Origin of the sequence: Parapedobacter tibetensis (genome assembly GCF_024704835.1) — a bacterium.
Lineage (GTDB): Bacteria > Bacteroidota > Bacteroidia > Sphingobacteriales > Sphingobacteriaceae > Parapedobacter > Parapedobacter tibetensis.
The window spans coordinates 125,008-150,205 of sequence record NZ_JAMXBE010000011.1 but is presented as its reverse complement, the minus strand read 5'-3'; the positions used below and the strand labels follow the sequence as shown (position 1 = coordinate 150,205).

Annotated in this window: 26 protein-coding genes and 1 tRNA gene; 14 read left to right on the top strand and 13 right to left on the bottom strand. The window is 46.2% G+C overall.

Annotated features, from left to right (window positions below; all coding sequences use genetic code 11):
- Positions 1 to 89: 89 nt before the first annotated feature.
- Positions 90 to 161, bottom strand: a tRNA-Arg gene (locus NF543_RS17325).
- A 200-nt stretch (positions 162 to 361) separates the two neighbouring features.
- Between NF543_RS17325 and NF543_RS17320 the strand changes: the two genes are divergently transcribed.
- The 6 genes from NF543_RS17320 to NF543_RS17295 all read left to right on the top strand — a co-directional run bounded on the left by NF543_RS17320 (position 362) and on the right by NF543_RS17295 (position 6,466).
- Positions 362 to 1,006, top strand: a complete 645-nt coding sequence (locus tag NF543_RS17320) for a peroxiredoxin (RefSeq protein ID WP_257669438.1) — start codon at positions 362 to 364, stop codon at positions 1,004 to 1,006.
- Between the two features lie 51 nt (positions 1,007 to 1,057).
- Positions 1,058 to 1,372: a thioredoxin family protein gene (locus NF543_RS17315; RefSeq protein WP_257669437.1), complete on the top strand. Its 315-nt coding sequence runs from the start codon at positions 1,058 to 1,060 to the stop codon at positions 1,370 to 1,372.
- The gene (locus NF543_RS17310) at positions 1,353 to 1,610 is read left to right on the top strand and encodes a DUF6952 family protein (RefSeq protein WP_257669436.1); all 258 of its coding nucleotides are present in this window, start codon (positions 1,353 to 1,355) and stop codon (positions 1,608 to 1,610) included. Before NF543_RS17315 ends, NF543_RS17310 begins: the two co-directional genes overlap by 20 nt.
- 363 nt (positions 1,611 to 1,973) lie before the next feature.
- Positions 1,974 to 4,451, top strand: coding sequence for a PIG-L family deacetylase (locus tag NF543_RS17305; RefSeq protein ID WP_257669435.1), 2,478 nt, complete (start codon positions 1,974 to 1,976; stop codon positions 4,449 to 4,451).
- Positions 4,452 to 4,453: 2 nt separating this feature from the next.
- Entirely contained in the window at positions 4,454 to 4,660 is a 207-nt protein-coding gene (locus tag NF543_RS17300) for a hypothetical protein (RefSeq protein WP_257669434.1), read from the top strand.
- Between the two features lie 105 nt (positions 4,661 to 4,765).
- Entirely contained in the window at positions 4,766 to 6,466 is a 1,701-nt protein-coding gene (locus NF543_RS17295; RefSeq protein WP_257669433.1) for a sodium:solute symporter family protein, read from the top strand.
- Between the two features lie 18 nt (positions 6,467 to 6,484).
- Here NF543_RS17295 and NF543_RS17290 read toward each other — a convergent pair whose 3' ends face one another.
- The 6 genes from NF543_RS17290 to NF543_RS17260 all read right to left on the bottom strand — a co-directional run bounded on the left by NF543_RS17290 (position 6,485) and on the right by NF543_RS17260 (position 11,567).
- The gene (locus NF543_RS17290; protein WP_373275016.1) at positions 6,485 to 7,360 is read right to left on the bottom strand and encodes an N-acetylmuramoyl-L-alanine amidase; all 876 of its coding nucleotides are present in this window, start codon (positions 7,358 to 7,360) and stop codon (positions 6,485 to 6,487) included.
- A gap of 16 nt (positions 7,361 to 7,376) precedes the next feature.
- Positions 7,377 to 8,366, bottom strand: coding sequence for a DUF3078 domain-containing protein (locus tag NF543_RS17285; RefSeq protein ID WP_257669431.1), 990 nt, complete (start codon positions 8,364 to 8,366; stop codon positions 7,377 to 7,379).
- Positions 8,367 to 8,526: 160 nt separating this feature from the next.
- Positions 8,527 to 9,276: a peptidase associated/transthyretin-like domain-containing protein gene (locus NF543_RS17280; RefSeq protein ID WP_257669430.1), complete on the bottom strand. Its 750-nt coding sequence runs from the start codon at positions 9,274 to 9,276 to the stop codon at positions 8,527 to 8,529.
- 104 nt (positions 9,277 to 9,380) lie between these two features.
- Positions 9,381 to 10,229, bottom strand: a complete 849-nt coding sequence (locus NF543_RS17270; RefSeq protein WP_308379093.1) for a glucosaminidase domain-containing protein — start codon at positions 10,227 to 10,229, stop codon at positions 9,381 to 9,383.
- On the bottom strand, positions 10,230 to 10,913 hold the full coding sequence (locus NF543_RS17265; RefSeq protein WP_257669429.1) for a glucosaminidase domain and LysM peptidoglycan-binding domain-containing protein: 684 nt from the start codon (positions 10,911 to 10,913) through the stop codon (positions 10,230 to 10,232).
- 18 nt (positions 10,914 to 10,931) lie between these two features.
- Positions 10,932 to 11,567, bottom strand: a complete 636-nt coding sequence (locus tag NF543_RS17260) for an O-methyltransferase (protein ID WP_257669428.1) — start codon at positions 11,565 to 11,567, stop codon at positions 10,932 to 10,934.
- 222 nt (positions 11,568 to 11,789) lie between these two features.
- Here NF543_RS17260 and NF543_RS17255 point away from each other — a divergent pair, with 222 nt between their 5' ends.
- The gene (locus NF543_RS17255) at positions 11,790 to 14,255 is read left to right on the top strand and encodes a DUF5686 and carboxypeptidase regulatory-like domain-containing protein (protein WP_257669427.1); all 2,466 of its coding nucleotides are present in this window, start codon (positions 11,790 to 11,792) and stop codon (positions 14,253 to 14,255) included.
- Between the two features lie 158 nt (positions 14,256 to 14,413).
- The gene (locus NF543_RS17250; RefSeq protein ID WP_257669426.1) at positions 14,414 to 15,742 is read left to right on the top strand and encodes a PhoH family protein; all 1,329 of its coding nucleotides are present in this window, start codon (positions 14,414 to 14,416) and stop codon (positions 15,740 to 15,742) included.
- Between the two features lie 37 nt (positions 15,743 to 15,779).
- On the opposite strand, the gene NF543_RS17245 is transcribed toward NF543_RS17250, so the two are convergent.
- From NF543_RS17245 to NF543_RS17235, 3 genes are all read right to left on the bottom strand, one after another.
- Positions 15,780 to 17,156 carry a methyltransferase RsmF C-terminal domain-like protein gene (locus NF543_RS17245; protein ID WP_257669425.1) on the bottom strand — a complete coding sequence of 459 codons (1,377 nt, stop codon included), beginning with the start codon at positions 17,154 to 17,156 and terminating at the stop codon, positions 15,780 to 15,782.
- Between the two features lie 783 nt (positions 17,157 to 17,939).
- Positions 17,940 to 18,263 (bottom strand): hypothetical protein, encoded by a 324-nt coding sequence (locus tag NF543_RS17240; RefSeq protein ID WP_257669424.1) that lies wholly within the window; start codon positions 18,261 to 18,263, stop codon positions 17,940 to 17,942.
- A gap of 11 nt (positions 18,264 to 18,274) precedes the next feature.
- On the bottom strand, positions 18,275 to 18,463 hold the full coding sequence (locus tag NF543_RS17235; RefSeq protein WP_257669423.1) for a hypothetical protein: 189 nt from the start codon (positions 18,461 to 18,463) through the stop codon (positions 18,275 to 18,277).
- Positions 18,464 to 18,640: 177 nt separating this feature from the next.
- Here NF543_RS17235 and NF543_RS17230 point away from each other — a divergent pair, with 177 nt between their 5' ends.
- From NF543_RS17230 to NF543_RS17210, 5 genes are all read left to right on the top strand, one after another.
- A complete protein-coding gene (locus NF543_RS17230; protein WP_257669422.1) occupies positions 18,641 to 19,024 on the top strand; it encodes a hypothetical protein in 384 nt (127 codons plus the stop codon).
- Positions 19,025 to 19,096: 72 nt separating this feature from the next.
- Positions 19,097 to 19,540: a hypothetical protein gene (locus tag NF543_RS17225; protein WP_257669421.1), complete on the top strand. Its 444-nt coding sequence runs from the start codon at positions 19,097 to 19,099 to the stop codon at positions 19,538 to 19,540.
- 60 nt (positions 19,541 to 19,600) lie between these two features.
- Positions 19,601 to 19,750, top strand: coding sequence for a hypothetical protein (locus NF543_RS17220; protein WP_257669420.1), 150 nt, complete (start codon positions 19,601 to 19,603; stop codon positions 19,748 to 19,750).
- 50 nt (positions 19,751 to 19,800) lie between these two features.
- Positions 19,801 to 20,112: a nucleotidyltransferase family protein gene (locus NF543_RS17215; RefSeq protein ID WP_257669419.1), complete on the top strand. Its 312-nt coding sequence runs from the start codon at positions 19,801 to 19,803 to the stop codon at positions 20,110 to 20,112.
- On the top strand, positions 20,105 to 20,422 hold the full coding sequence (locus NF543_RS17210; protein WP_257669418.1) for a HepT-like ribonuclease domain-containing protein: 318 nt from the start codon (positions 20,105 to 20,107) through the stop codon (positions 20,420 to 20,422). Before NF543_RS17215 ends, NF543_RS17210 begins: the two co-directional genes overlap by 8 nt.
- Before the next feature lie 52 nt (positions 20,423 to 20,474).
- Here the strand turns inward: NF543_RS17210 and NF543_RS17205 are convergent, their stop codons facing one another.
- The 3 genes from NF543_RS17205 to NF543_RS17195 form a co-directional block, all read right to left on the bottom strand.
- On the bottom strand, positions 20,475 to 20,669 hold the full coding sequence (locus tag NF543_RS17205) for a hypothetical protein (RefSeq protein WP_257669417.1): 195 nt from the start codon (positions 20,667 to 20,669) through the stop codon (positions 20,475 to 20,477).
- A gap of 348 nt (positions 20,670 to 21,017) precedes the next feature.
- A complete protein-coding gene (locus NF543_RS17200; RefSeq protein WP_257669416.1) occupies positions 21,018 to 21,158 on the bottom strand; it encodes a hypothetical protein in 141 nt (46 codons plus the stop codon).
- 42 nt (positions 21,159 to 21,200) lie between these two features.
- Entirely contained in the window at positions 21,201 to 21,944 is a 744-nt protein-coding gene (locus tag NF543_RS17195; protein WP_257669415.1) for an IclR family transcriptional regulator, read from the bottom strand.
- Between the two features lie 255 nt (positions 21,945 to 22,199).
- Here NF543_RS17195 and NF543_RS17190 point away from each other — a divergent pair, with 255 nt between their 5' ends.
- On the top strand, positions 22,200 to 25,187 hold the full coding sequence (locus NF543_RS17190) for a SusC/RagA family TonB-linked outer membrane protein (protein WP_257669414.1): 2,988 nt from the start codon (positions 22,200 to 22,202) through the stop codon (positions 25,185 to 25,187).
- The last annotated feature ends 11 nt before the right edge of the window (positions 25,188 to 25,198 follow it).

The window sequence follows — 25,198 nt, the reverse complement described above, 5'->3', positions numbered from 1 at the left end:
ACGCTTGATGCCTTATATTATTGATTAACAATGAATTGGAGTCAAAAAAAATCGGGACAAATGACAATTTAAGTCAAATGTCCCGTAGGTAGCCCCGACGGGAATCGAACCCATATCTAAAGTTTAGGAAACTTCTATTCTATCCGTTGAACTACAGGGCCAGAATTACTTTGGGGCAAAAATAAGCTTTTATGTAAATAAACCGAAAAAAGATTTCCGGTGACGATGTTCGGTGATTGTAATTTCAATTTCAAAAATACCAAGCCATAGAGGATTTATATGGCCTATTGACAAAAACGATAATTCGACATGGAGATAAACTGTACCTTTGCGGTGTCAAATTTTTAATGGATACATAACTATGAGTTTTACAGGAAAAAAATTCCCAAGCATTACGGTTGATGCAATTGATTACCTTGGCGACAATCTGTCTATCAACATTTTTGAAGAAGCCACTAAAAACGGAAAAAAAGTGCTGCTGTTCTGGTACCCTAAGGATTTTACCTTTGTGTGCCCCACTGAACTACATGCCTTCCAAGAAGCATTGCCCGAATTTGAAAAACGCAATACCATCGTTATCGGTGCATCATGCGATACGAACGAGGTGCACTTTGCTTGGTTGAACACCGCAAAGGATAATGGTGGAATCGAAGGCGTAACCTATCCCATCCTAGCCGATACCAACCGTAACCTATCCCGTGTATTAGGTATATTGGAAGGTGAAGAAAAAGAAAGTGACGAATTTGGCTACATCTTCGAAGGTTCAAATGTGACTTTCCGTGCTACTTACCTCATTGATGAGGATGGCAAGGTGTTTCACGAAAGTGTAAACGATATGCCGGTAGGCCGCAATGTGAAAGAATATCTCCGCCTAATCGACGCCTACGCTCATGTGCAAAAATTCGGCGAAGTATGCCCCGCTAATTGGGAGGAAGGCAAAGAAGCCATGAACGCTTCACGTGATGGTGTAGCCAACTACTTGGCCAGTCAAATCTCATTGAGCTAATTTATCACAATACACCTATTCCAGGGTACACATTTTTATTTTAATTACAATATGTTTCAAGAATTGGATAGCGATAACCTTGCCGATATCGTGAAAGACAACGATATGGTAGTGGTGCAATATTCCGCCACATGGTGCGGCAATTGCAAAATCATGAAACCGAAGTTCAAGAAATTGGCCTCGGAAAACGAAAAGATTCCCTTTGTCATTGCCGATGCAGAACGGTTCCCTCAATCAAGGCAACTGGCCAATGTAAATAACCTTCCTACTTTTGCGGCATTCAAAGGGGGCAAGTTGGTCAATCAGGTGCAGACGAATAAATTTGATCCTTTAATCGATTTGTTTAATGAAGTTGCCCATAATTAAGCACCTAGTTGAGTTCATTGCGCAAAATGACCAGGATTATGTCCTTGAAACCATTGAAACGCTTGAATCGCTCACTGAAGTGCCTTCATTGAAAGATGAAGAACTGGATGTATTGGGCGAACTGATTTCAAATATGTACGGTGCCGTGGAAGTGGATAAGCTGGTAAAAGAAGGCATGGAAAGGAAAGAGGCCCTCAATATATTTATGAAACGCGTACTCGGTTCGATAGATAAGTGAATGGGCCGCGGAATGTTAAAAACAAAGTTTTTGTTGAAAACTTGTCCGCGCTTACCCTTACGCTTAGCCGCATATTGTCGTAACTTTACCCTTGTTAAAGGTTAACTTCTTAAAATCGGATTTTACAGATTTTTAGTCAGAGCAATCATTTGTTATTTTTGGTGGTTGTAAAAGCGGAGGTTTTAAGATTTAAATGATTTTTTTAATTGTTAATTTGCAAGGGCCGTCCCGATAGATCGGGACGGCTTTTGTATGGGTAATACTCATAAACCAAGGGCCATCAAACGTAAAATTTATGTGAAGACAGCGCCATTCATGCTTTCCCTATATAAGGATATACATATAATGCATTATCTTTAAACCATGAATATACGATTTTTACCGTCAGCTCTTTTTCTCCTTTTTATATCCACCCTATCCTTCGCTCAAACGCAGCGCCCATATCATGCCGGCGAAATCAAACAAGCGATCAAACAGTTGAACACATTGGGTTCGGTATTGTATTTTGCAGCACATCCTGATGACGAAAATACACGGCTGATTGCTTGGTTGGCCAAAGAAAAGCTATACCGTACCGGATACCTTTCCCTCACACGTGGCGATGGGGGGCAAAACCTCATCGGTACTGAACAAGCCGAAGAGCTAGGCCTGATCCGTACAAAAGAGCTGCTTGCAGCGCGACGCAGAGATGGCGGAGAGCAGTTTTTCTCTCGGGCCAACGACTTTGGTTTTTCCAAAACCCATGACGAGACGTTTCGCTTTTGGGGTCGGGAAGATATCCTTGCCGATGCCGTATGGGTGATCCGGAAATTCAGACCGGACGTCATCATTACGCGCTTCCCGTCTGATGAAAGGGCCGGACACGGCCACCACCAAGCCTCTGCGATACTCGCTATTGAAGCATTCAAAGCAGCGGCGGATCCCAATAGCTTCCCCGAGCAACTCACAGAGGTATCGGTATGGCGAGCCAAGCGGCTACTTTGGAATACCTCCAGTTTTTTCCAGGGATCTCCGCCTTCCTCTGAACATTTTATCGTAAACATTGGCGACTATAATCCACTCCTTGGCCAATCCTATGGCGAAATTGCCGCAGAAAGCCGGTCAAACCATAAAAGCCAAGGCTTTGGGGCGGCGCGGCAACGTGGGAACATCATTGAACGGTTTGAGGTATTGCAAGGCGATGCACCCCAGCAAACGCTTTTTGACGGTATAGAAACCTCATGGAAGCGGATTAAGGGGGGTGAAAACATCCAGCAGTCCGTCGCGAGCATACTCGAAGATTTTGACATGGAGCGTCCAGAAAGGTCCATCAATGGATTGATCGCCTTGCTCAGCGCCGTGGAAGCCTTGGATGACGAGTATTGGAAAATACAAAAGACTACAGAAATCAAGAACTTGATTTTAGCCTGTGGCGGGATTTGGTTTGAAAGCTATGCGCCGGCCGCAAAATTTGCCGTGGGTGAACAAATTCCCATTAGCACTGCCTTCATCGTACGGAGACCCGATGTTAGTGTGTCTGTACAAAACGTGTGGACAAAAGGGACCGAGCGTTCAGATACGTCAAAACAGACGGAGCTGGAAATCAACGAGCAGTACCAGCATCCATCCACTTATACTGCCAGTAGCATCACCCAACCTTACTGGCTCCGCCAGCCGCATGGCGTGGGAAGCTTCATCGTCGAAAAGCAGGAGGACATTGGCCTACCCGAAAATCATGACAATCCCACGACCAATATAGCCTTGAATATCAATGGAAAAGAAATAGCATTCGAGCGCCCAATCGTGTTCAAATACACGCATCCCGTTCGGGGTGAGGTATATGAACCCTTAGTCATTGCTCCCCAAGTGACCGCCAACCTCAGCCAAAAAGCCTTGATTTTTAATGGTGAGGAACCCAAATCCCTTGAAGTGGTGTTTATTTCGCATGCGCAAGAAAAGGTGTCGGCCACTGCCGTATTGCGCTTACCACAAGGTTGGAAAGCCGAACCCCAACAACTTGCATTGGATTTTTTATCAAAAGAGGAGGAAATCGTTTCGCATTTCACTATATACCCACCAGAAGACGCGTCGCTAACCGATTCACTAAGCGTCGAATTGCAATATGCAAGCTCCACGGAATCGGCCAATACAATCCGCTCCATATCTCATGAGCATATCCCACACATCACTTGGTTCCCCACTGCCGCCGCTCGGCTCAGCAAGGTGGAAACGGGAACCTCAGCTACCCGTATTGGCTACCTGCCGGGTGCAGGCGATTTGGTGCCCCAAGCTTTACGAGAAATCGGTCTACAGGTGGACATGTTAGGAGAACAGGACGTACTGTCGGGAAACCTTTCGCAATATGACGCCATAGTAGCCGGAATACGCATATACAATATAAATGGACGCATGCGGTATATGCAGCCTCACCTATTTAAATATGTCGAAAATGGGGGCACGCTGCTTATCCAATATAATGTAAGCAGTAGATTGGGTGTATCGGAACTTGGCCCCTACCCGCTTACACTCACCCGTAGTCGGGTGACGGACGAAACGGCACCAGTCACTATCGTAAACCCCAACAGCCGCGTGTTGAATTACCCCAACAAAATCACGGCAGCCGACTTTGATGGCTGGATACAGGAAAGGGGGCTGTATTTCGTGGGTGACTCGGATGCACAGTATGACCGGCCACTGCGTATGGGCGACCCAGGCGAGTCGCCCAACGATGGTTCACTATTGATAGCCTCCTATGGCAAAGGTAACTTTGTTTATACATCGCTGGCTTTTTTTAGGCAATTGCCAGCTGGTGTACCGGGCGCATACAGATTATTTGTAAATTTGCTGGCCAAACCCAATTAACTATGAAGGAGAAACAAGCAGAAGAACACATGGATGGTGTAAAGAACATGAAAGGCATTTTCTTTTTGTTAGGGGCCGTGTTCGGCGCCTTAACAGGTGGCGTTACCCAGGAAACATTTATGGCCACCATTGTTGGGGCGATCATCGGTTTGCTATTTGCCGCCTTTTTTGCCAATATATTATTGAAAGGCCGCGAGCATGACCGATAAGGGATTGCCACCCTTTGCCCGCAATTGGAAGCGCTTTTATTGGATTGTGGTGCTATGGTTGTTGGTGCTGATCCTGCTGTTTTACTTATTCACTAGCTATTTCGGATGAGTAATACAGACTGGATTGTGCTATTCTGCACGTTGCTAATGATTGTCGCCTATGGGGTGTACAAAAGTAAAGGCATCCGGAATATCGATGGGTATCTGCTAGGCAACAAGTCATTGCCATGGTACCATGTTGGACTTTCCGTGATGGCCACGCAAGCAAGTGCTATTACCTTTCTCTCCGCACCGGGCTTGGCCTATTCCTCGGGCATGAGTTTCGTGCAATTTTATTTTGGCCTGCCCTTGGCCATGATCGTGTTGAGCATCTCATTTGTGCCTATCTTTCATCGCCTACGTGTTTTCACGGCATACGAATTTCTGGAAAAACGCTTTGATGTACGCACCCGCGCGTTTACAGCCTTCCTATTTCTTCTCCAGCGGGGCCTATCAACGGGAATTACCATCTATGCTCCCGCTATCATCTTATCGAGCATTTTGCAGATTAATGTCACCTATACGACGCTTTTCATTGGCGCACTCGTGGTGCTTTATACGGTATATGGCGGTACCAAGGCCGTATCGTATACCCAACTGTTACAGATGAGCATCATCTTTGGTGGGTTGTTGACCGCAGGGATAATGGTGGTATACATGCTGCCCAAAGATATTGGCCTGGTCAAGGCCCTGCATATCGCGGGCAAATCTGGCAAGGCTAACGCTATAGACCTCTCTTTTGACTGGAATAACCCGTATACCCTTTGGAGCGGACTGATCGGCGGTTTTTTCCTGCAGCTTTCTTATTTTGGCACAGATCAAAGCCAAGTGGGACGATATCTCACCGGCTCGTCTATTCGCCATAGTCGCATTGGCTTGCTCATGAATGGGCTGCTCAAAGTACCTATGCAGTTTGCCATTCTGCTTATCGGAGTCCTGGTATTTGCGTATTATCAATACAATAGCCCGCCTATCTTCTTTAACAAATATGAACTCAATAAAATCGAAAACAGTGGGTATACTGCCCAAGTAGATGAACTGAAAACGGAACATGAATCGATTTTCAGGGAAAAGCAGGAGCAAATACACCGGTTGACGGCTGCGTTGGACCGTGATGATGAAGCGACGATAGACAATGTACGGCAACGATTGCGCGATGCCGATGTGCGTGCTAAAGAAGTGCGAGAGGATTTGGTAGCTTTAATGGAAGAAAACGACAGCATGGCTGATACCAATGACAATAATTACATCTTCCTATCATTTGTTACTGAAAATTTTCCAAAGGGCGTAATCGGACTTTTGGTGGCCATCGTATTTATGGCGTCCATGGGTGCCACCGCCAGCGCGATCAATTCATTGGCATCTACAACGGTGATAGATATCTATAAGCGTTTTGTAAGCAAAAAGGGTAGCGAGCAGCGATACCTCTCGGCCTCCAGGATTTTTACCTTCGTTTGGGGGTCTTTTTGTGTATTAATTGCCTTATATGCCAGTAAACTTGGCAACTTATTGGAGGCCGTAAATATCCTAGGGTCGCTGTTTTATGGCACCATACTTGGCATTTTCGTGGTAGCGTTTTATGTGAAACGGGCAGGCGGAAGGGCTGTACTATGGGCAGCTATCCTTACTGAAATGATCATCGTGTTCTTGTGGTGGTCAGATGCCATGGCTTTCCTTTGGCTGAATTTGGTTGGCTGTGCTGGAGTAGTTTTGTTTGCGTTGCTATTTCAGGGAACTACTGCTCATAAGCAATTGAAAACTTCATAGCGCTTTAGCGAGCTACGATCAATATTTTAAATAGAGGCTATACAGTACGCTTTGGTCGTATACTGTCAATTCAGGAGTAAGATCATTTTGGATATAGCGGCGTTTAAATGCGATGATTGCCGCTTTTAGGTTACTCGTATCATACCCGATGATACGTAAGGCATCTACGGGATTGAAATTTTCCGGTGGAGTCATTAATACCTCATCCGGCCATAGGCCAAAGCCTCGTTCGGCTAATTTTTTCCACGGGAATAGTGCACTGGGGTCGTTTTTACGGGTTGGGGCGATATCCGAATGGGCAAGGAAGTTGGCCGTAGGGATGTTGTATCTGGTTTTCAAGGTATCCAATAGGCTCAGCAAACTATATATTTGAGATTCGGAGAATGGTTCGTTTCCGTTGTTATCCAGCTCAATCCCCAACGATACCGAATTGACGTCCGTCATACTTCCCCATTTCCCGGCACCTGCATGCCATCCGCGTAGATAATCGTTGAGCATTTGGTACACCTCGCCATTGTGCCCGATGACATAATGGGCACTTACCTGTGTATGGGGCACGGTGAATGTGTGTAGGGTCTGCTCCAAACTATCCTGAGCAGTATGGTGGATAATTACATAATTAGGCTTCCGTAGGTTGAAATGGACTGCACCTACCCAATGGGCATCTCGCTGCCTATGTGTATCTTCCGATAAAATGGCAGTGCCTGAGGAATCATATGTGGTAATAAGGGGTGCTGTTGGATAGGGAAGCGGTCGCTTGATTTCCTCGGTTAATTCTTTTAATTGCGCTTTGTATAATTTATTGGTCTTTGCATAACGGTTTGTATTGCAGCTTATAAGTAAGCAAAACAACACATAATATAAAACCCTATTCCTTTTTATGGACATGTTCATGCAAAGGTGCGCTTGATTATGGAATCTTGTATAACAGACCCAAGGCAAGTGTTTGGCTGGTTTGCACCTTGGGATCTACATCACTATTGTAAATCAGACGGCCATTGAGGGTGACATTTACCAATCTAGTCACCCTAGCGGTAAGTTTTGCTTCCAGTTCATGATTAGGGTCGCTCAATTCGTTGTAATTGGCAAACATGTTGTATCGGCTATACAGGTTGAGATTTTCTGATAAATTGCGATCTAAAAAAGCGGTAAGCTGAAAAGCCAATTCGTTTCGAAAACGCTTGCCCGGCTCAACACCAAACCGTGGTTCTTCCCCAATTCTGGGAACCAATCGATCGTCCAATAAGAATGTCTGTCTTACGGCTCCGGTGCCAATACGCAGGGAAAACGATTTATCCGGTTTATATTCCACACCGAGTGATTCAGTAAGGTAGCCGGGGGCCATGAAATTAGAAATCAACGTATCAATCATTTCCTCGCCATCCACTTTCCTATATTTATAACCTACATCAAACTGGCTTTCAAATGTAACCGATGTATAAATAGACCAGCTAGATGAAACTTTCACGGATAATTTGTTGTCCCAAAAAATCCGATCATCGCTCTTTCGGGCTAGCTGATCTCTGTTTTTCATTTTCCCATACCGCAATTTTAGTTCAGTGACGAAATTCGTGTTGTTCCGAGTATAATCAGATTTATGGTCGATCAAGGCCCCCACCGAAATGGAATTTACACCACCCGCGTTCCAGTTGTCACTGAAGGAGGCTTGGTTGGCATTGATTCCGAAAGATGACCAATGCCGCCAATAGATGACGTTAAGACCCAATGCAGATAGGGGAAGCGCAACGGGGCGTATATCAAGTTCAGGCTTGTCCACTTTCAAGCTATTGGAGTCTGGTTTGTGTCGCAGTTGATCCAAATCATATAGTTGGGCTCGAGCCACAAAAGTAGCTCCTAACAGTAAACAGGCACAAAAATAGATGGGTTTGTATTGTTTCATATCTGCCGCTAAAATAACAAATATCGTGCTGTTTTTTCATAAAACTTGCTTAGCGCCATGTTTACAAAATTCCAAGGCATGATCCATACCCTATTCATGGCTGGCGTTTTTTGGAACCCGAGAAGCAATCTAAATGCCAGTGTATATCTTTCGGGTCGTTTTAATTCGCTGTTTTGGGGAGTGCAGGCAGCCTTCGAGCGCCTGGGTTTTGTCGATATTGTGCAAACGATGAACGGATGTAAAACGTTAGGTTGTAATCATTGGCGCTCAGCAAAAAATAATATGAGGGACGATATTGACGCATGAAATCAGCAAGTTTTGTACCGGTAAGGCCCGTTACCCCGCTGACCAACTCTGGTGTAAAACGATAGTCGATAACAGATTCCCTATAATCGCGTTCAATGATTTCTTGAAGTCTACGGGCATTTTTTCCTTCCCGACTAATCAACTTATACAAGGCATCGATGCTTAGCCCTGCCCCAGTAGGTCCTACAGAAAATATGGAACCGGCATCCCCCTTAGCGTATGCTGTACTGTATGCTCGTTTGTTTTCGAGCAACTGCTCTTCCGGGCTGCGCCTTGCAACAACAGACACTTCATCGATCCAAATGGTAGACCGTTCCAAATGGAACAAGACAATTTTCTTATCCGACACGACCAATGTATCTGCGTGATATCCCTTTACTGCCGCAATCAAAACATCGCCCGGACCGGCTTGGATATCAAATTCGCCCCGCGTGTTGTTGTACCCACCTTGGTCATTGACTGTATTGTAGATATATACTTGGGAAATCCGTTGTTTCGTGTGTTTATCAAACACGATGCCCTGTATAGCTGTTTGGGCCACAGTAAACCTGGGCCATAAAGCGCTTAAAAGCAACGCAAAAAAAAAGCAGGCAGTATTTTTCACCGTCGTAAAACTACGGTTAAGTTCGGAGTTAGCGAAAAATTTAACATCATTTCACAATCGCTCTCCAGCAATCGGCGCGATAATGGCTCCGCACACTTAAGCACCTAAAGCGACACCAAAATCAATTGCCCAACAAAAAGGGATTCGGTCTTAAGGCCATTGAGGTCCATTAGTTCCTTAGCGGTCATCCCATATTGTTTGCTGATACTTGAAAGCGTATCTCCTTGTTTCACTTCATGGATCTCGATGGCCACTGGGGCTTTTGCTGGTGCCTCTCGGGTTTTTTCCGTCTTGTTATCAACGATTTCCGTCCGAACAATTCCTTCACGTTTTACCTTCTCGCCACGGGACTCCGGGCGGTCGTATTGATGTAGCTCATAGCGCTCGATGAGATTTATCAATAGTTCAGCATACTTAGGATTGGTCGCGTAGCCTGCAGACTTAAGCCCTCTTGCCCACCCTTTGTAATCATCTCGATCAAGTTCAAAAAGGGAAGCATAACGATTGCGTAGTAAAAATTGGGAGTGGTCTTTGAAAGAATCTTCTACCCGTTCATACACACGGAAGCAGTCATTACGGCTGTCGTCATCTTTATAGGTTTTCCTCCCCGGCCATTCCGGCGTGCATTTGATACCAAAGTGATTATTGGCCTCTCGGGCCAAGGTGCTATTGCCATTGCCTGATTCCAGTAAGGCCTGAGCCAATTTAATACTTGCAGGAATACCGTATTGGTCCATCTCCGCAATGGCAATATCCTTGTAATGAGCGATGTATTCGTATCCGGAAGTGCTCGTATAAGAAGGGCGGGGCGCTTTGCTTATCTCCGGTTTTGGCGTGCGTACGGGCGCAGGACGGCCTCCCGAGCGCGGATTCTGAAGCACTTCGTGCTTGGATAGGCATGAAGCAAAGCATACAATAGCGAGCAAGCAATAGAAAAAACTCTTCACTTTCATTTATAGAACTAGTTGTTGACCAATATGCAATCTTGAGTTGGCCAATCCGTTGTTGCGCTGTATCGTTTTAACAGTAGTACCATGTTTCTGGGCAATGGCAGACAACGTGTCCCCCTTTTTTACAGTATATAGCTCGGTTTGGTCGGGTTCCTCGTTTAGCACAAACGTCGCATCCTCAGGCCGTTCGTCAAATTCGTGCAGGTTGTATTTCTTAATCATACCCACCACCTTGGTAGCCCATGTAGGGCTTTGCGCATAACCCGAGCGGGCAATTCCCCGCACCCATTCCTGGTATTCATCTGTCATGTACTGGTTAAACAGTTTTTGTGTGCTTTTCCGTCTTTTGAGAAGATTAACAAAATCTTCGTACGATTCCTCCACGGACGCATAGCCTTTATAGGCCGAACGGATGATCTTACTCGTATTTCGCCCTTTGATGCCAAAATGATTATTGAGGTGCTTAGCCACCCGGCTATTCCCGTTTGCACTTTCATGCATGGCAATGGCCAATATAATGCTTGCCGGACACCCATGTTCTTTCATGTGTTGTATAGCAGCATCTTTATATTGTTCAATATACTGCTGAGGAGAGGTTTTTTGGGCATACGATGGCATGGCTAAGGCTGTCAATAACAAGAGGGTAAAGCTTAATGTGCGTACCATAGTCTTATATAGCTGTTCCATATCGATTATTTGGTATCGCTACCGTTTTCGTAATACAAATAATCCATCCCGGATCGGGAGAATCAGTTTATCCACACGTTCATCGTTTGTAAGCCGTTCGTTCAACGAAGCAATTTGCTGTGTTTGAGTATCCGTGGCATTGTTCACCACCTTTCCTTTCCAAAGTACATTATCTATTAAAATCAATCCCCCTGCGCGGGTTTTCTCAAGCGTAAGTTCGTAATAAAGATGATTATTTTTCTTGTCGGCATCGATAAAGACCAAGTCAAAAGGTCCCGGCAAGCCGGGGATGGTTGCAGATGCATCACCGATATGGTAGTGGATAGCATTAGCGAATCCGGATTGCTCAAAATATCCAAGCACCCGATCTTCTAATTCAGGATTGCTATCAATCGTATGGATTTCGCCATTGGGCGAAAGCCCTTCGGCCAGGCATATCGTGGCATAACCAGTGAATGTACCTATTTCCATGATTTTTTTGGGCGAAACTAGCTTGCTTAGTAATGCCAATACCCTGCCTTGGTAATGCCCTGAAAGCATATGAGGCATCGTTTCCTTCAAGTAGGTTTCTCTATTGATGCGCTGCAATAACGCAGATTCAGCATCACAGGTCCTCTCCAGATAGCTCGTCAATATGTCATCGAACATATCCATTGCAGGCAAACTTAGATAAACTTGTTATCATATGCAACTTTATGGCCGCACGATGAGCCATGGCACAATTTCTGGGCCAAATTGCCAAAATAGGATACTTAAAGAACCAAAGGCGGCAGCATTTGCCCACATTTAACACGATTTAACAGCGCTTGATTGTAATCTTTTTTAAATTTGGTCGTCATTTATATTTAGCAACATTAATGTTCTAAACACGATCCCATGCTGAGATCCATTACCCTCCTTCTTCTCCTTTTTATCGCATCCACCTTTGCTCATGCACAATCCTACCAGTTGACCGGGATGATAACAGACGAAAAGGGCGATCCCGTTCCATTTGCGAGCGTGTACAAGAAAGACGCCGCCATAGGCACCGCAGCCAACAGCGAAGGAGCGTTCAAGCTACAGCTGCCATCAGGCGAACATGAAATCCTGGTAAGGGCCGTGGGATATAAGCAAACCGCTGAACAGGTGACATTAAACCGTGATACCCACATCCAGATCACGCTTCTCACGGAATCCTACCTGTTGGATGAAGTAGTCATCGGCGGAGGAGAGGACCCTGCTTATGCGATCATTCGGCAAGCCATACGTAATCGCAAGAAATACCTGAATGAGGCCACTCCTTATACGGCAAAGGTTTACATCAAGGGAGTACAACGATTATTGCGTGCGCCAAAGAAATTTCTTGGGGTAGACATCGATCAAATTGGTCGGGAAATCGGTCTCGACTCCAATCGTACGGGCATCGTGTACTTATCGGAATCCGAATCCCAAATTACGGTAAGGCCGCCCGATGAATTTAGGGAAGAAATGATTAGTTCTACCTTTTCTGGCAACAATAGGGCGTTTAGTTTCAACAGGGCCTCTGATTTGAAGCTTAATTTCTATGAAAACCACCAACCCATCATAGAAGGATTGAGCGCCCGCCCATTTGTTTCGCCCATCGCAGACAATGCATTAAGCTATTACCGTTACCGTTACTTGGGAAGCAGCGAAGAAAACGGGCTGATCATCAATAAAATCGAGGTGATCCCTCGGCGCAAGGTCGAACCACTGTATCGTGGCGATATCTATATCGTGGAGGACACCTGGCGGATATATGGTATAAACCTGCAACTCACCAAAGAGTCCGGCGTCAATATCATCGATACATTAGCCATCCAACAGGAATTCATCCCACTTGAATATGGGCAATGGCAGCCTTCGAGCATCCGGTTTGATTTTGTAGGTGGACTGCTCGGATTCCGGATCGGCGGGTATTTTGCGGCTGTGTATAGCGACTATGCACCAAACCCCGATATAGAAAAGGGGCTTTTCAACGAAGTGCTGCGTATCACCGAGGGTGTCAATGAAAAGGATTCGGCCTATTGGGCCGAGCATCGTCTGCTGTTGCTCACGGAAGAAGAGCGACTGGATTATATCCATAAGGATAGTCTCCAGCAGCGGCGTGAATCCAAGGAATACCTAGATTCGCTTGATAAGGTATCAAACCGGTTCAAACCGATGGGATTCCTCACCACGGGATACACCCATAGAAACCGGGCCCAGCGCTCTTTCCTTTCATTCGACGGATTGGCTACTTCCATACTGTTCAACAGCGTAGAAGGATTGGCGCTGAACTACGGGATTCGCTATACGAAGCGCATAGATACGGTACTCAACCGCAATTTTGTGTTATATGGCAATGCGCGTTATGGCTTTGCCAACAAACAATTCAATGGCTATTTGGGTACTACATTTCCCTTGGGCGAAAGCACGATCAGTATCTATGGGGGTAGCGATATGCAAGACTTGAACAATCGAGGGTCCCTTCCGCCGCTGTTTAACACCATCAGCACAACCTTTTTTGGTCGTAACTACTTAAAACTATACGAACGCGCTTTTGGTGGAGCAAGATGGCAGTATACCCTGCCAGGAAATGTGAAATTGACCACCTCAGCGATATGGGAAAACCGACAATGGTTGCCAAACAGCACCGATTATACCTTTTGGGAGCGGAATAGGCAGCACCTTACGTCAAATAATCCTTTTATGCCAGAGGAAGACATACCGCTATTTGAAGAGAACCAATCGTTCAACGTTTCCTTGGGGCTCAGTTATGATTTCGGCACAACATATGAAACGTACCCACATCGTAGGGTATACCTTCCATCGAAATGGCCTACGCTGTCCGTGAATTACACTAAAGGCATCCCGAATGTTTTCGGGTCGGATGTGGATTATGATTTGTTTATTGCTGGATTAGACAAGTCAAAAATCGCATTGGGGCTGTACGGCCATATGTCATTTTCCGCAGCAGTAGGGACATTCCTAAACAGGAGCCAAGTATATTACATAGATCGTAGGCATTTCAACGGCACGCAGACACTCATCAGTGAGCAGGAACTAAGGACCTTCCTCCTGCTAGATTACTATCAACACAGCACTGCAGGGAGTTTTGCGGAAGCGCACGGCGAATATAACCTCGCTACCGTGCTCACCAGTAAAGTGCCCCTGCTCCGTAAGCTCAAATTACAGGAAATCATTGGGCTGCATTACCTGCACACTTCGGAAACCGATCATTATGGGGAAGCCCATTTTGGTCTCCAATGGCAAAACTTCCGTGTAATTTATGCGCGGTCATTCGGCTCAGAAGTAGGCTTGCGAGGAAAGGATGCGGTTAGGATTGGTTTAAGGTTGTTTTAACGGCTAATTTTAGTTTAGGCAATAAAAACCTGCCTTTTTTACTCCCCACCTTTAATTACGCAAGAAAAAGATTAACCAATAAGCCTTGAAGCGGACAACTTGATGATAAAAAACAGTAATTTTATACCTTCAATTTGATAAAAAAAATCACATGAATTATGGCGGCTCCCCGCAAAATTTTCGTTTTAGATACTTCGGTCATTCTGTACGACCATAATGCGCTCAACAATTTCCAAGAACATGATGTGGCCATTCCCATACAAGTGCTTGAAGAGCTCGATAATTTAAAAGGGGGCAATGAAACCCGTAATTTCGAGGCACGTAGTTTCATCCGGCTGATTGACCAAATGTCTAAACAGAAACTCATCAACCAATGGGTGAACCTCAAAGGCCAGATGAAAGGGAAATTCAAAGTAATCCTGTCTAATAAGCCCAGGCTGAATGATGCGGAGGAAATTTTCGGCAACGCCAAATATGACCACCAAATCATTAATGCGGCGCTTACCTTGATGGAGGAAAATCCAGATAAAAAGGTGGTACTGGTTTCGAAAGATATCTGCCTGCGTCTGAAGGCAAAAGCGCTGAACCTCCTCGCCGAAGACTATGAAACCGGTAAAATCAAGAATGTAGAGGAACTCTATACTGGAAAAACCGTTCGCAATGACACACCTGCACCGTTGGTTGACGCTTTAAAGGACAAAACAGCGGTCACCGTCGAAAATCTAACGCTCAACCACACGGGCGCCAACCAATTCTACATCCTTAAACATCAACGTAAAAAGGTCAATGCCTTTTACCATAAAGCTACACATACGTTGGTTCCGGTACCCTCCGAACCTGTTTTCCACATTAAACCGCGCAACCCTGAGCAGGCCTTTGCTTTGCATGCCCTTACCAACCCGGCTATCCGCTTGGTAAGCATCCAAGGCAATGCGGGCACAGGAAAAACACTATTGGCCTTGGCCAGTGCCCTCGAACAGCGAAAAAACTACCGGCAGATTTACATCACCCGGCCTATCATCCCATTGAGCAACAAAGAAATCGGATTCTTGCCCGGAGATGCCAAATCCAAGACAGATCCCTTCCTTGCACCCATTTGGGACAATATTCGCTTCATCAAAGAGCAATATGCCGACGATGAAAAGATGCTCAAAAAAATCGATGAGCTGATCGCCAACGAAAAAATCGAAATCGCACCATTGGCCTTCATCAGGGGGCGCACCCTTACCAAGATTTTCTTTATCGTGGATGAGGCACAAAACCTCACCCCTCATGAAATCAAGACCATCATCTCCCGTGCGGGCGAGCACACCAAAATTGTCTTCACCGGTGATATTTACCAAATAGACACCCCCTACCTCGATGCCGAAAGCAATGGCCTTTCTTACCTTATTGAAAATGTAAAAAACCACCCGTTATACGCCCACATTACCTTGCAAAAAGGTGAACGGAGCGAACTGGCGAATTTGGCGAATGACCTGCTGTAGTTTTCACGCAAAGACGCAGGTGCGCTAAGCCTTAACCTTACAAGGTGGCAATCCGCCATTCTTTAGGATAGTAGTTGTTGATGCGGTTGGGCAATAGCTTCACCCAGCCCAATGGCACTCCCTTGTAAGCGGCAAGTGCCCAGCCGGCGAGTCCCTGTGGGTTGGTTGTGAGTGGGAGATTGCCTTTGCGAAGGTATTCGAGTGCATGCTCCTTTTCTAAATCAAGCATTGGAAGACCGGGACGAAGCGCATGGCTCAACGCTAGGTCGTGGTTAGGAATGAGATCACCCTTGGCCAGCCTTCCTACACATGTTCCTGCATGTTTCAAGTACAACATACGTTGCAGGATTCGCAAGTCGCTTTCCCTATCTTGGGAAAAGATAAAGATATCATCCCCCATGGTGAATGTAACGAAACTCGAAGACAAATTATCACCCTGTACAATCCAATTTTCCAGTTCCTTGGGAGCATTTGCCTTTTCAGGTTTTAGCTTACGATGTTCAAACGAAGGTTGTTCATTTACCTTGCGGAAAGCGGCAAGAAAGAATCCCTCACCCCGTAGTTTATGTGGATAGAAGCGGTATCCGGGGCATGCGTGTTTATCAGACATCGTTTGTTCGATGCCCCATGCCTCATCAATGGCGATATGGAGCGGCTCCATACCCTGTGTATCACATAGCCAATCGGCTATTTGCTCGTTCTCTTCAGTTGAATACGAGCACGTGGAGTACAATAGGACACCCCCTGTTTTGAGTGCGGGTAGGCTATCGGCCAGGATACGCTGCTGCCGCTCACTGCAAAGCCGCACCACGGCCTCAGACCATTCGGATATGGCATTATGGTCCTTTCGGAACAGCCCCGACCCTGAGCATGGTGCATCCACCAGCATGAGGTCCAGATACCCCGGCAGGTGACGAAAAGCGGAAGGGTCGTTATTCGTTACCACCGTATTCGTATGCCCCCAGCGCACAAGACTGTCGGCCAATATGTTCACCCGTGTTTTAATGAGTTCGTTGGAGATGAGCAAGCTCTCCGGATGAAGATACGTGTTGAGCAACGTACTCTTCCCGCCAGGCGCGGCGCAGAGATCCAAAGCCACCAAGGGTTGTTGGTCCAATTCAAGGGCTTTGATGGCATGGGCTACAAACATGGACGAAGCTTCCTGTACATAATAGCATCCCGCATGAAACAACGGATCCAACGTAAATACCGGGCGTGCTGCGAGGTAGAAGCCCGTATCGCACCAAGGCACCCCCTCCAAGGTGGCTGTATCTGGGCCATGGGGTTTTGCGGGATTTATCCGAATAGAGGTAATGCTGCCTTCCAGCGTATGTGCAGCCTCGAAAGCCTCGGCATCGAACCCAGCAAGGCCTCCCAATTTACTGACCAAAGCGGGGGGAATGATGTTGCTCATGTAAGTGCGAAATTAAATTAGCTACACGCCCATTCCCCTACCTACCATGCCCAAGCGAAATCTTCTTTCCATAGTGTTCTTACTGTTTAAAAATTTTAATGGGATCCTGTTTTGACAACCTGCCGAATATAGTAAAAATATTTTTACCTACAGCGGCTCAAAGCCCACGTGTATCCGGTGTTGGAAGCCAATGCTATACAGGTTGTCTGCACGCTCCAACTTTACTGATAGGCCTAGAAATACATTACTTTTGGAATTCTACACGTTTAGGCTGATGTCTTTTTCCACCATGGCGCTCCACTTTTGCTTTACATCAAGATGTACCTCACGGTGGACATCCTCCCGCCCGGGGCGGGAGGATGTCGGGACGTCGCTTTGCTCCGTTTGCTTATTCGTTAATCTGCGAATCTGCGAACCTGTTTCAAAATGGTCCTGCCCGGATGGGATTTTCGTTGTTGTCCATTGTTTTTATTTCGTTTGCAAGTGCAAAGTTCCGCCAACTTATTGGGGTACAACGATTTTTTGGGCAACGATGGGCAAGGATATGCAAGCATAGGCAAGTCTTTTGTGCAAGGGAGTGCAAAGAAGGGTCTCTTGACGATATAAATACAGTATNGGTACAACGATTTTTTGGGCAACGATGGGCAAGGATATGCAAGCATAGGCAAGTCTTTTGTGCAAGGGAGTGCAAAGAAGGGTCTCTTGACGATATAAATACAGTATAACCGTTTGTCTTAAGGGCTGCGGCGTTTGGAAATGGGCCGGAACCGTTTGTATATGGCGTCAAACCGTACGGAAAATATGCCAAACCGTACGGTGGTAAGGCAGCATAAAACGGTTTCGCGCCAAAGGCATACGGAAATGTAGAATAACCAAACGCCGCGAGCGTAAAACCGTATGCCGGGGTGCCATAACCGTCCCATTCCAAGCCGTAGGTGTATGGAAATATACCACAACCATACGCCGGGAAGGCATTGCCGTATGCCGGGACTCCGGAATAAAACGGTTCCGGGATATCGGCATCCGGAAACGGCCCAAAACCATATGCCGGAGGCATATAGCCAAATACCACGACGCCTCCACCATACGGTTACAACCTGTAACCATATGGTTATAGCCTAAAACCGTACGGAAACACCCCCCGGGCATCCACCGGACACCTTTACCATACGATTCCAAGCCAAAACCATACGGAAATGCGCCATTTCCGTACGGAAATAACCCACCGGCGTATGCCGAAGCACCAGAACCGTATTATTATAAGCCTTTTCCAAACGGTAGCTGGGTATTTCCAAACGGTTTAGCATGGGATTTTGTTGGCTCATGCAGCGCATGTGATGGCTCATGCCAGACAAACCGTTGGCTCATGCCAATTCGTGCCCCGGGCGGGGCCGGAATCAACGGGTGTCCGTTTACCTTAGCCCCGTAGCCATCGGCATGGTGCCGGTGGCATGGATTGTTTAACCCGTTAAATTCTTAAAAAAATGGATCAATATCCTTTTACCACAGCGGGCGTGAAGGCATGGCAGTTGGACCTCCATGCCGCACCCGACGACGTCATCGAGGAGGAAGCCGGTGACGCGGAGTCCAACATGAAAGGCTGGCTCATGGAGCGCTTCAGCCTCACGCAGGACCAGCAGGATTACCTCGTTGCGCTTGACAATGCGCTTACCCAGCATTGGGGCGAGAGCATCGCCTACTTCATCCGGTGCCGGTTGCCCATCGAGCTCAACAAACCCGATGTGATCCCGGAGGTGCGCAGCTCCAAGCTGGTGCTCTCCGATGAGGAGCTGGAAACACTGGAAGGTGCCACCAAATTGACCGCCGCCGCGATGAAGGGCAGGCTGCGGTTTACGATCACGTATTAATTACATGGGAGGGCCGCCGAATGCGCCCTCCCCATTTATTGACTTTTACCACCTGGCCTTACTTATTATTCCATGGCTCCATCGCTTAGCCTCCAGGTTACTGCCCATAATCCCCGTGCACGTATGTCGCAGCGACTGCCTGCCGATTGCAGCTACCGCGTGCCTTACGCCAGGAAGCGTTGCTGGCGGGGGGAAAACTGGTGGATCACCGAGCAGGCCTATGATGCACGCCATGCCTACGTCTACCTCATCGAGGTGAGTCCCCGGCAAACACTCCGTTTCAGTGTGGAGTGTCTCCGGCGTGACTTGCATTGGCTCTACCCATTGGCTGGCGAATTTTGCATCCATGGCCCTGATGGTATGGTAGCTCTTTGGCTGGTGGCCGATGAGCATGTGCAGGTTCGGGCTGAAGTGGCGACCTACGAGGTCACGCTCCCAGGGGGTCGCCATCTACTTTTCGGCTTTGTGGTAGAGCGGGGATGGCCAAGCCGATACTTGGGAACTGCACTGGCGTGATCCCGTTTTCGTAGGAGGCAAAGGGCAATACGGACATTGCAGCCGAACACAATGATCAGGATGGATAAAAAATACCGCAATAAATACCGCATCGCATCGGCCCGTGCCCAATGGTGGGAAGTCAGCGACTTTACTGCCACATTGGAACAGACTAAAAATAAGGGAAAACTGCAGTTTCAGTACCTGACAAATGATACGGTCGGTATGTAAAGATTTAATCAATTGTTTTGTAGTCTTTGTAAAGATTGGAGATATGAAATATGAATATACAAACTGATTTGGCAGATAAACTTCCTTCGTTGTCTTCTTTATGTGAAGAACACTCCGTAGAGAAAATGTATGCCTTTGGTTCGGTATGTTCCGATGAATTCACGCCGCAGAGCGATGTGGATTTGCTGGTCACATTTAAAGATTCGTTGTCGATCGATGCCTATGCCGACAATTATTTCTCGTTCAAAGAAAAGTTGGAAAGTTTGTTGAAGAGACACGTAGACCTGATCATTGAACGTACATTAAGAAATCCTTACCTCATTAAAGCAATCAATAAAACCAAAACACTGATCTATGCTTAAGGATGCTGAAAAGTATTTGGAGGATATTCGCTATGCGATAGGTCTGGCAATGGAGTTTAGGAAAGACATTGTTACATATTTTGATTTTGAAGCCGATCTCAAGACACAGAGTGCTGTCGAGCGCCAAATCGCTATTGTTGGGGAAGCCGTCAATAAACTGACACAGTTAACCCCAAAGGTAGCGCTTAAAAATTGCAATAAAATCAGGGGAATGCGTAATATACTCATCCATTCTTATGATCAGATAGATCCAGCAATTGTATGGGGCGTACTGACAAAAGATCTTCCTCCCCCTTATTGGCCGAAGTAGAAACCTTGCTACAGCGCTATCAATCAGACGACAAAGGATTATAATCTTTTACTCATAGTGGAACAGCCAACCACCCTTCGTGAACCTGGAAAGCCCCTTGCATACACTCACCTATTCTGTCAATTTTTTGCTTAACCGTATGCACACTATGAAACTTGCCATTTTCAGCCTCATGGATCATCTGTTGTAATTCTTCTTGCGTCATCGGATCTCCGGGAACCGCATAGTTAACTTTATCTATCTTCACTTTTCGCATATTCAAAGATGCAAGAGGGCTCGAATCCGGCATTCTGGTCCAAGGCGACGTCACGTCCATGGCAAAAGATCAGTTTGTGCTGAAAGTAGGTGCGGAGCTGGGATGGAAGTTGTGAGGGTAGGGCTATTTCAAATAATCACTAACCTTTTGCTGTATAAAAGTTTTGACGTCATCCCATGTCCGACCCTTTAGACTGACAGGACCTTCACTTTCTTCGGCATCCTCAAAATAGGTAAGAGCCATAGGTATTGATATTAATAACATTTGCTCCGGAAACTTCTGGCGATGGTAATTGATCATATCTGCAAGCGTGTAATGCTGCAATAATTCAAAAATGTCTCAAAAGTCTTTTTTCTTTCCCCGACCCAGGATTGCGTTAAATTTCATGGCAATAATGTCTTCGTCACTATACATACGGATATGGTCGCTGGTTTCGGGCATTGCAATGATGGGATGATCGTATTTGATAATATCGACCATTATGTTATCAATGTAGCAAAAAAAGGCCCATTTTAGCCTGGCTTACTTCTCCATCAAATGTTTGTTGACTCTTTCTCCAGTGTTTATAAGTTCCTCTGTTATGGGTTTAACGTTTCCCTTCCGGTTGTAACGGCTTTCCGGCAGGAATACGCTCAGGCTGGCGACAACCATACCATTCTTCTCGATGGGAACGGCGAGCCCTACGATGTGTGATGGAGAAAGGGTCGTCACTAATCGCTCTTCTCTGATTTTTTGAAAGGCCGCTTCGAGCTGTTTCGTGTTTTTGATTCCTTTCCATATTTCGGGTCTGGGCAAACCGATATTTGAAATCAGGGCGACCCGTTCCTTTTCGGGCAGAAAGGCGAGCAGCATTCTTCCGCTGGCTGTTTCGTAGATATCACGTTCGGTCTTACTGCGCACTTGGAGATCCTGGTCGGAATTGACCGTATGTAAGATGAAGCGTTTTTGGTTGCGGATGATGCCCAATATGCAGCTTTCATTCAGTTTTTCAGTGAGCTTTTCCATTTCAGGTTTGGCTACTTGCAGTAAATTTTGGTTATAGGAGAGGTCTCCGGTTAGCTGGTACACCATAGGGCCCAGTTTATAACCCTTTTTACGGCCTAGATGCTCCAGGTAGTTCGCGTCCACTAAGGTCTTCAGAATATTCGCGCATGTGGGCAGGTTCAACCCCATGCTTTCTGCAATCTCCGTGAGCGAGCACGCACGGTCTTTGTTCTTGGCTATGTATTCCAATATATTCAATGCCCTATTAATAACCTGTATCATGTATATCTGAATTATTTTTCAATAATAGTAAATAATAATGTGTTTGTAATGAGTATCGCAAAAATCTTGTTGAGGAAAGGCAGTTAATCCTGCTTTTCGAGAAAAATGCTTTTATTTCAACTCAAGTTGCGTTTTTTAGACGCCAGCGTATTTTTTTAAAAAATATTTGGTAAGAATAATTATTATATTTAATATTGCATTGTTGAATTGTTATTCAATAATAATTAATTTTGATCGAAAACCAATTTGTAAATTATGATGAAATACATTCGATTAATCTATTACGGCTCTTTCATGTTGTTGGTGCAACTCTTTTGTATTGATGTGTTCGCCCAAATTGAGCCGCCGACGAGGGGAAAAGTAGCCGACACTGAATCCAAGGGGTTGGCAGGTGTTTCCATAACCGTAAAAGGGACGAACGTATCCACTTCCACGGATGAAGCGGGTAATTACCAGCTAACCGTACCAACGCCAGGTAGTGTTTTGGTGTTTTCTTCAGTAGGTTTTCACACCCAGGAGATCGGGTATGATGGTCAGCGAACACTAAACGTTACCTTAAAAGAGGACAATCTGGCCCTCGAAGAGGTGGTGGTTGTCGGGTATGGCACACAGCGTAAAAGTGATCTGACAGGTAGTGTAGCTTCCGTCAAAGCCGAAGACCTAGAGAAACAAGGCCCCCGGATTAATTTTGCGCAGTCTTTGCAGGGGGCTGTGCCGGGCCTAAACGTCACCCAAACGGGTAATAGCGCAAGCTCGGGCAGTATTAATATTGATATACGCGGACAAAATTCCATAGCGGCCAGCAACGCTCCTTTAGTGATTTTGGATGGTGTTCCTTACAGTGGAGGGCTCAATCTCATCGACCAGACAACGATAGAGTCGGTTGAGATTTTGAAAGATGCTTCTTCTGCGGCCATTTATGGTGCGCGTGGTGCCAATGGGGTTATCATCATCACCACAAAGAGGGGGAAAACAGGCAAACCCACGGCGTCTTATGATGCCAGCTACGGGTGGAAACAGATCTACGGTGTTCCCAGGTTATTGACTGGCCCCGAACACTGGGCTTTTGGTGTTGAACGTTATGGAGAGGGAGCGTTGTTAGCCGATGCTACGCGGACGGCCAACTATCAAAATGGTGTCTCTACCGATTGGGTAAAGCTTGCAACTCAAGTGGGTGCACAGCAGAAGCACGCCGTGACCCTTTCTGGGGGAACGCAATTCATCAACTACTTGTTTGCGGCAAATTATTCGGATGTGGAGGGTACAGCCAAGGGAGAAGAATACCAACAGACAACAGGTAGGGCCAACCTATCGATGAAACCAACAACGTGGCTCGAAATCGGCACGAATTCGCAATTTTCCTTTATGGACTATTCGGGTATGGCGGTGGCTTTCAACAGCGGAGGTGGCGCTCCCAATAGCTATTCAAATCTTGGTGGGGCATTTTATATGAATCCATTGGTGTCACCATACGATGAAAATGGAGACCTGAAAATAGTCCCCTGGCCCGAGAGGCCTACCTATCCTAATCCACTCGCGGCGGTCAATGCGCTGGATGAGGATTACAGCAGACGTTTGTTTTCTAACAACTTCCTAACGGTTAGCCTCCCCGTGAAAGGGCTGTCCTATAAACTGAATACGGGATATACTTTTCAATCTACAAACCATGATATTTTTTGGGGATCTAACACCATCGAGGGGATATTAAACCAAGGACAATCCTATTCCAGCGATGGCAAGCAGTCGAGCTGGCTTATAGAAAACCTGTTGTTCTACAACCGTCAGTTTGAGAAGCACCGGCTGGATGTTACGTTGTTGTATAGTTCGCAAGAAAATAAGAATGACAATGCTAGTATCTTCGCAAGAGGCTTTCCAACGGAAGACTTGACTTGGTATCAACCGGGGTCAGCTGAATTTACACTTCCAGCAAGGAATTACGTGCAGGAAGCCTATCTTTCGCAAATGGCCAGGTTATTTTATTCCTATGATGATCGTTACCTGGTAACCGCAACAATCCGTCGAGACGGTTTTTCAGCCTTTGGCAGTGAAAAGAAATTCGGTGTATTTCCATCGTTGGCGCTGGGATGGAACATCCATCAAGAGGCCTTTATGCAAAGCGTCGGTTGGATTAACCAGTTGAAACTACGTGCTACCTATGGCCTTAATGGCAACCAAGCTATTTCGGCTTACTCCACATTAGCCCAAATGCAGCGGAGTGATTACCTGACAGGGCCAACGGGAGACGAGCAGGGAGTAGGGTATCGGCCCGGTTCACTGGAGAACGCTTTACTGGGGTGGGAGTCTACCCGTTCGCTCAATGTGGGTTTAGACTATGGATTTCTCGGCGGCCGTATTTTTGGAACGCTGGATTTCTATCGGTCCAATACGCAAGACTTGTTGCTCAATAGGGCCATATCATCCGTCAATGGGGTAACCAATATCCTCTCTAACGTTGGTAAAGTGCAGAACACCGGGATTGAACTGGCACTAAGTACCCGCAACATCAAGAAGGAACATGTTGAATGGGTCACTACGTTTAATGTAGCCCACAACGGCAATGAGATCGTTGACCTGTATGGAAATGGACAGGATGATATTTCCAATAATTGGTTCCTCGGTAAACCTATCGGCACTAATTTTGGTTTCCTGTATGATGGCGTATGGCAGTCGGACGATGATATTCCCAATATGCATCAGCCTACAGCCAAACCAGGGGATATTAAGATTGTCGACGTGAACGGAGACGGTCAGATCACCCCAGACGATCGTACCTTTATCGGCCAGCGATCCCCCAAATTGACTTTCGGTGTCGATAATCAAATCCGGTTTAAACAGTTTTCATTGAATGTGATGGTAACGGGTAGAACCGGTGTGACGCGCCTGAATCAATATTGGAATACGGATATCGTATATGCAGATGCCGTTCGCAACACGCTTAAGCAGAACTGGTGGAATGAAAATAATCCTACGAATGATTACCCCGCCAATCGCGAAGGGACAAACCCCTTTGGTGTAAGATTCTACAAAAATGCCAGTTACGTCCGGATTAACAACATCGGTCTTAACTATACACTACCTGTCCAAGTCTTGCAGCAGTGGGGGGTGTCAAGACTCATGCTGTCAGCAGGATTAATTAATGGATTCACGTTCACGTCTTGGAACGGGCTCGATCCGGAATATAGCGATCAACGCGGGGCACCGCTTGATCGGGTATACAATCTTGGATTGAACGTCACATTTTAGAAAAAATCATT

Bases quoted from the DNA above. Each gene is read 5' to 3' on its own strand.
- NF543_RS17215 (WP_257669419.1), top strand. From the start codon at position 19,801: ATGAATATACAAACTGATTTGGCAGATAAACTTCCTTCGTTGTCTTCT.
- NF543_RS17225 (WP_257669421.1), top strand. From the start codon at position 19,097: ATGGCTCCATCGCTTAGCCTCCAGGTTACTGCCCATAATCCCCGTGCA.
- NF543_RS17195 (WP_257669415.1), bottom strand. From the start codon at position 21,944: ATGATACAGGTTATTAATAGGGCATTGAATATATTGGAATACATAGCC.
- NF543_RS17190 (WP_257669414.1), top strand. From the start codon at position 22,200: ATGATGAAATACATTCGATTAATCTATTACGGCTCTTTCATGTTGTTG.
- NF543_RS17240 (WP_257669424.1), bottom strand. From the start codon at position 18,263: ATGGTTACAGGTTGTAACCGTATGGTGGAGGCGTCGTGGTATTTGGCT.
- NF543_RS17265 (WP_257669429.1), bottom strand. From the start codon at position 10,913: ATGGAACAGCTATATAAGACTATGGTACGCACATTAAGCTTTACCCTC.
- NF543_RS17210 (WP_257669418.1), top strand. From the start codon at position 20,105: ATGCTTAAGGATGCTGAAAAGTATTTGGAGGATATTCGCTATGCGATA.
- NF543_RS17250 (WP_257669426.1), top strand. From the start codon at position 14,414: ATGGCGGCTCCCCGCAAAATTTTCGTTTTAGATACTTCGGTCATTCTG.
- NF543_RS17255 (WP_257669427.1), top strand. From the start codon at position 11,790: ATGCTGAGATCCATTACCCTCCTTCTTCTCCTTTTTATCGCATCCACC.
- NF543_RS17200 (WP_257669416.1), bottom strand. From the start codon at position 21,158: ATGGTCGATATTATCAAATACGATCATCCCATCATTGCAATGCCCGAA.
- NF543_RS17260 (WP_257669428.1), bottom strand. From the start codon at position 11,567: ATGGATATGTTCGATGACATATTGACGAGCTATCTGGAGAGGACCTGT.
- NF543_RS17220 (WP_257669420.1), top strand. From the start codon at position 19,601: ATGGATAAAAAATACCGCAATAAATACCGCATCGCATCGGCCCGTGCC.
- NF543_RS17300 (WP_257669434.1), top strand. From the start codon at position 4,454: ATGAAGGAGAAACAAGCAGAAGAACACATGGATGGTGTAAAGAACATG.
- NF543_RS17285 (WP_257669431.1), bottom strand. From the start codon at position 8,366: ATGAAACAATACAAACCCATCTATTTTTGTGCCTGTTTACTGTTAGGA.
- NF543_RS17235 (WP_257669423.1), bottom strand. From the start codon at position 18,463: ATGCTAAACCGTTTGGAAATACCCAGCTACCGTTTGGAAAAGGCTTAT.
- NF543_RS17245 (WP_257669425.1), bottom strand. From the start codon at position 17,156: ATGAGCAACATCATTCCCCCCGCTTTGGTCAGTAAATTGGGAGGCCTT.
- NF543_RS17230 (WP_257669422.1), top strand. From the start codon at position 18,641: ATGGATCAATATCCTTTTACCACAGCGGGCGTGAAGGCATGGCAGTTG.
- NF543_RS17295 (WP_257669433.1), top strand. From the start codon at position 4,766: ATGAGTAATACAGACTGGATTGTGCTATTCTGCACGTTGCTAATGATT.
- NF543_RS17270 (WP_308379093.1), bottom strand. From the start codon at position 10,229: ATGAAAGTGAAGAGTTTTTTCTATTGCTTGCTCGCTATTGTATGCTTT.
- NF543_RS17290 (WP_373275016.1), bottom strand. From the start codon at position 7,360: ATGAACATGTCCATAAAAAGGAATAGGGTTTTATATTATGTGTTGTTT.
- NF543_RS17320 (WP_257669438.1), top strand. From the start codon at position 362: ATGAGTTTTACAGGAAAAAAATTCCCAAGCATTACGGTTGATGCAATT.
- NF543_RS17315 (WP_257669437.1), top strand. From the start codon at position 1,058: ATGTTTCAAGAATTGGATAGCGATAACCTTGCCGATATCGTGAAAGAC.
- NF543_RS17305 (WP_257669435.1), top strand. From the start codon at position 1,974: ATGAATATACGATTTTTACCGTCAGCTCTTTTTCTCCTTTTTATATCC.
- NF543_RS17310 (WP_257669436.1), top strand. From the start codon at position 1,353: ATGAAGTTGCCCATAATTAAGCACCTAGTTGAGTTCATTGCGCAAAAT.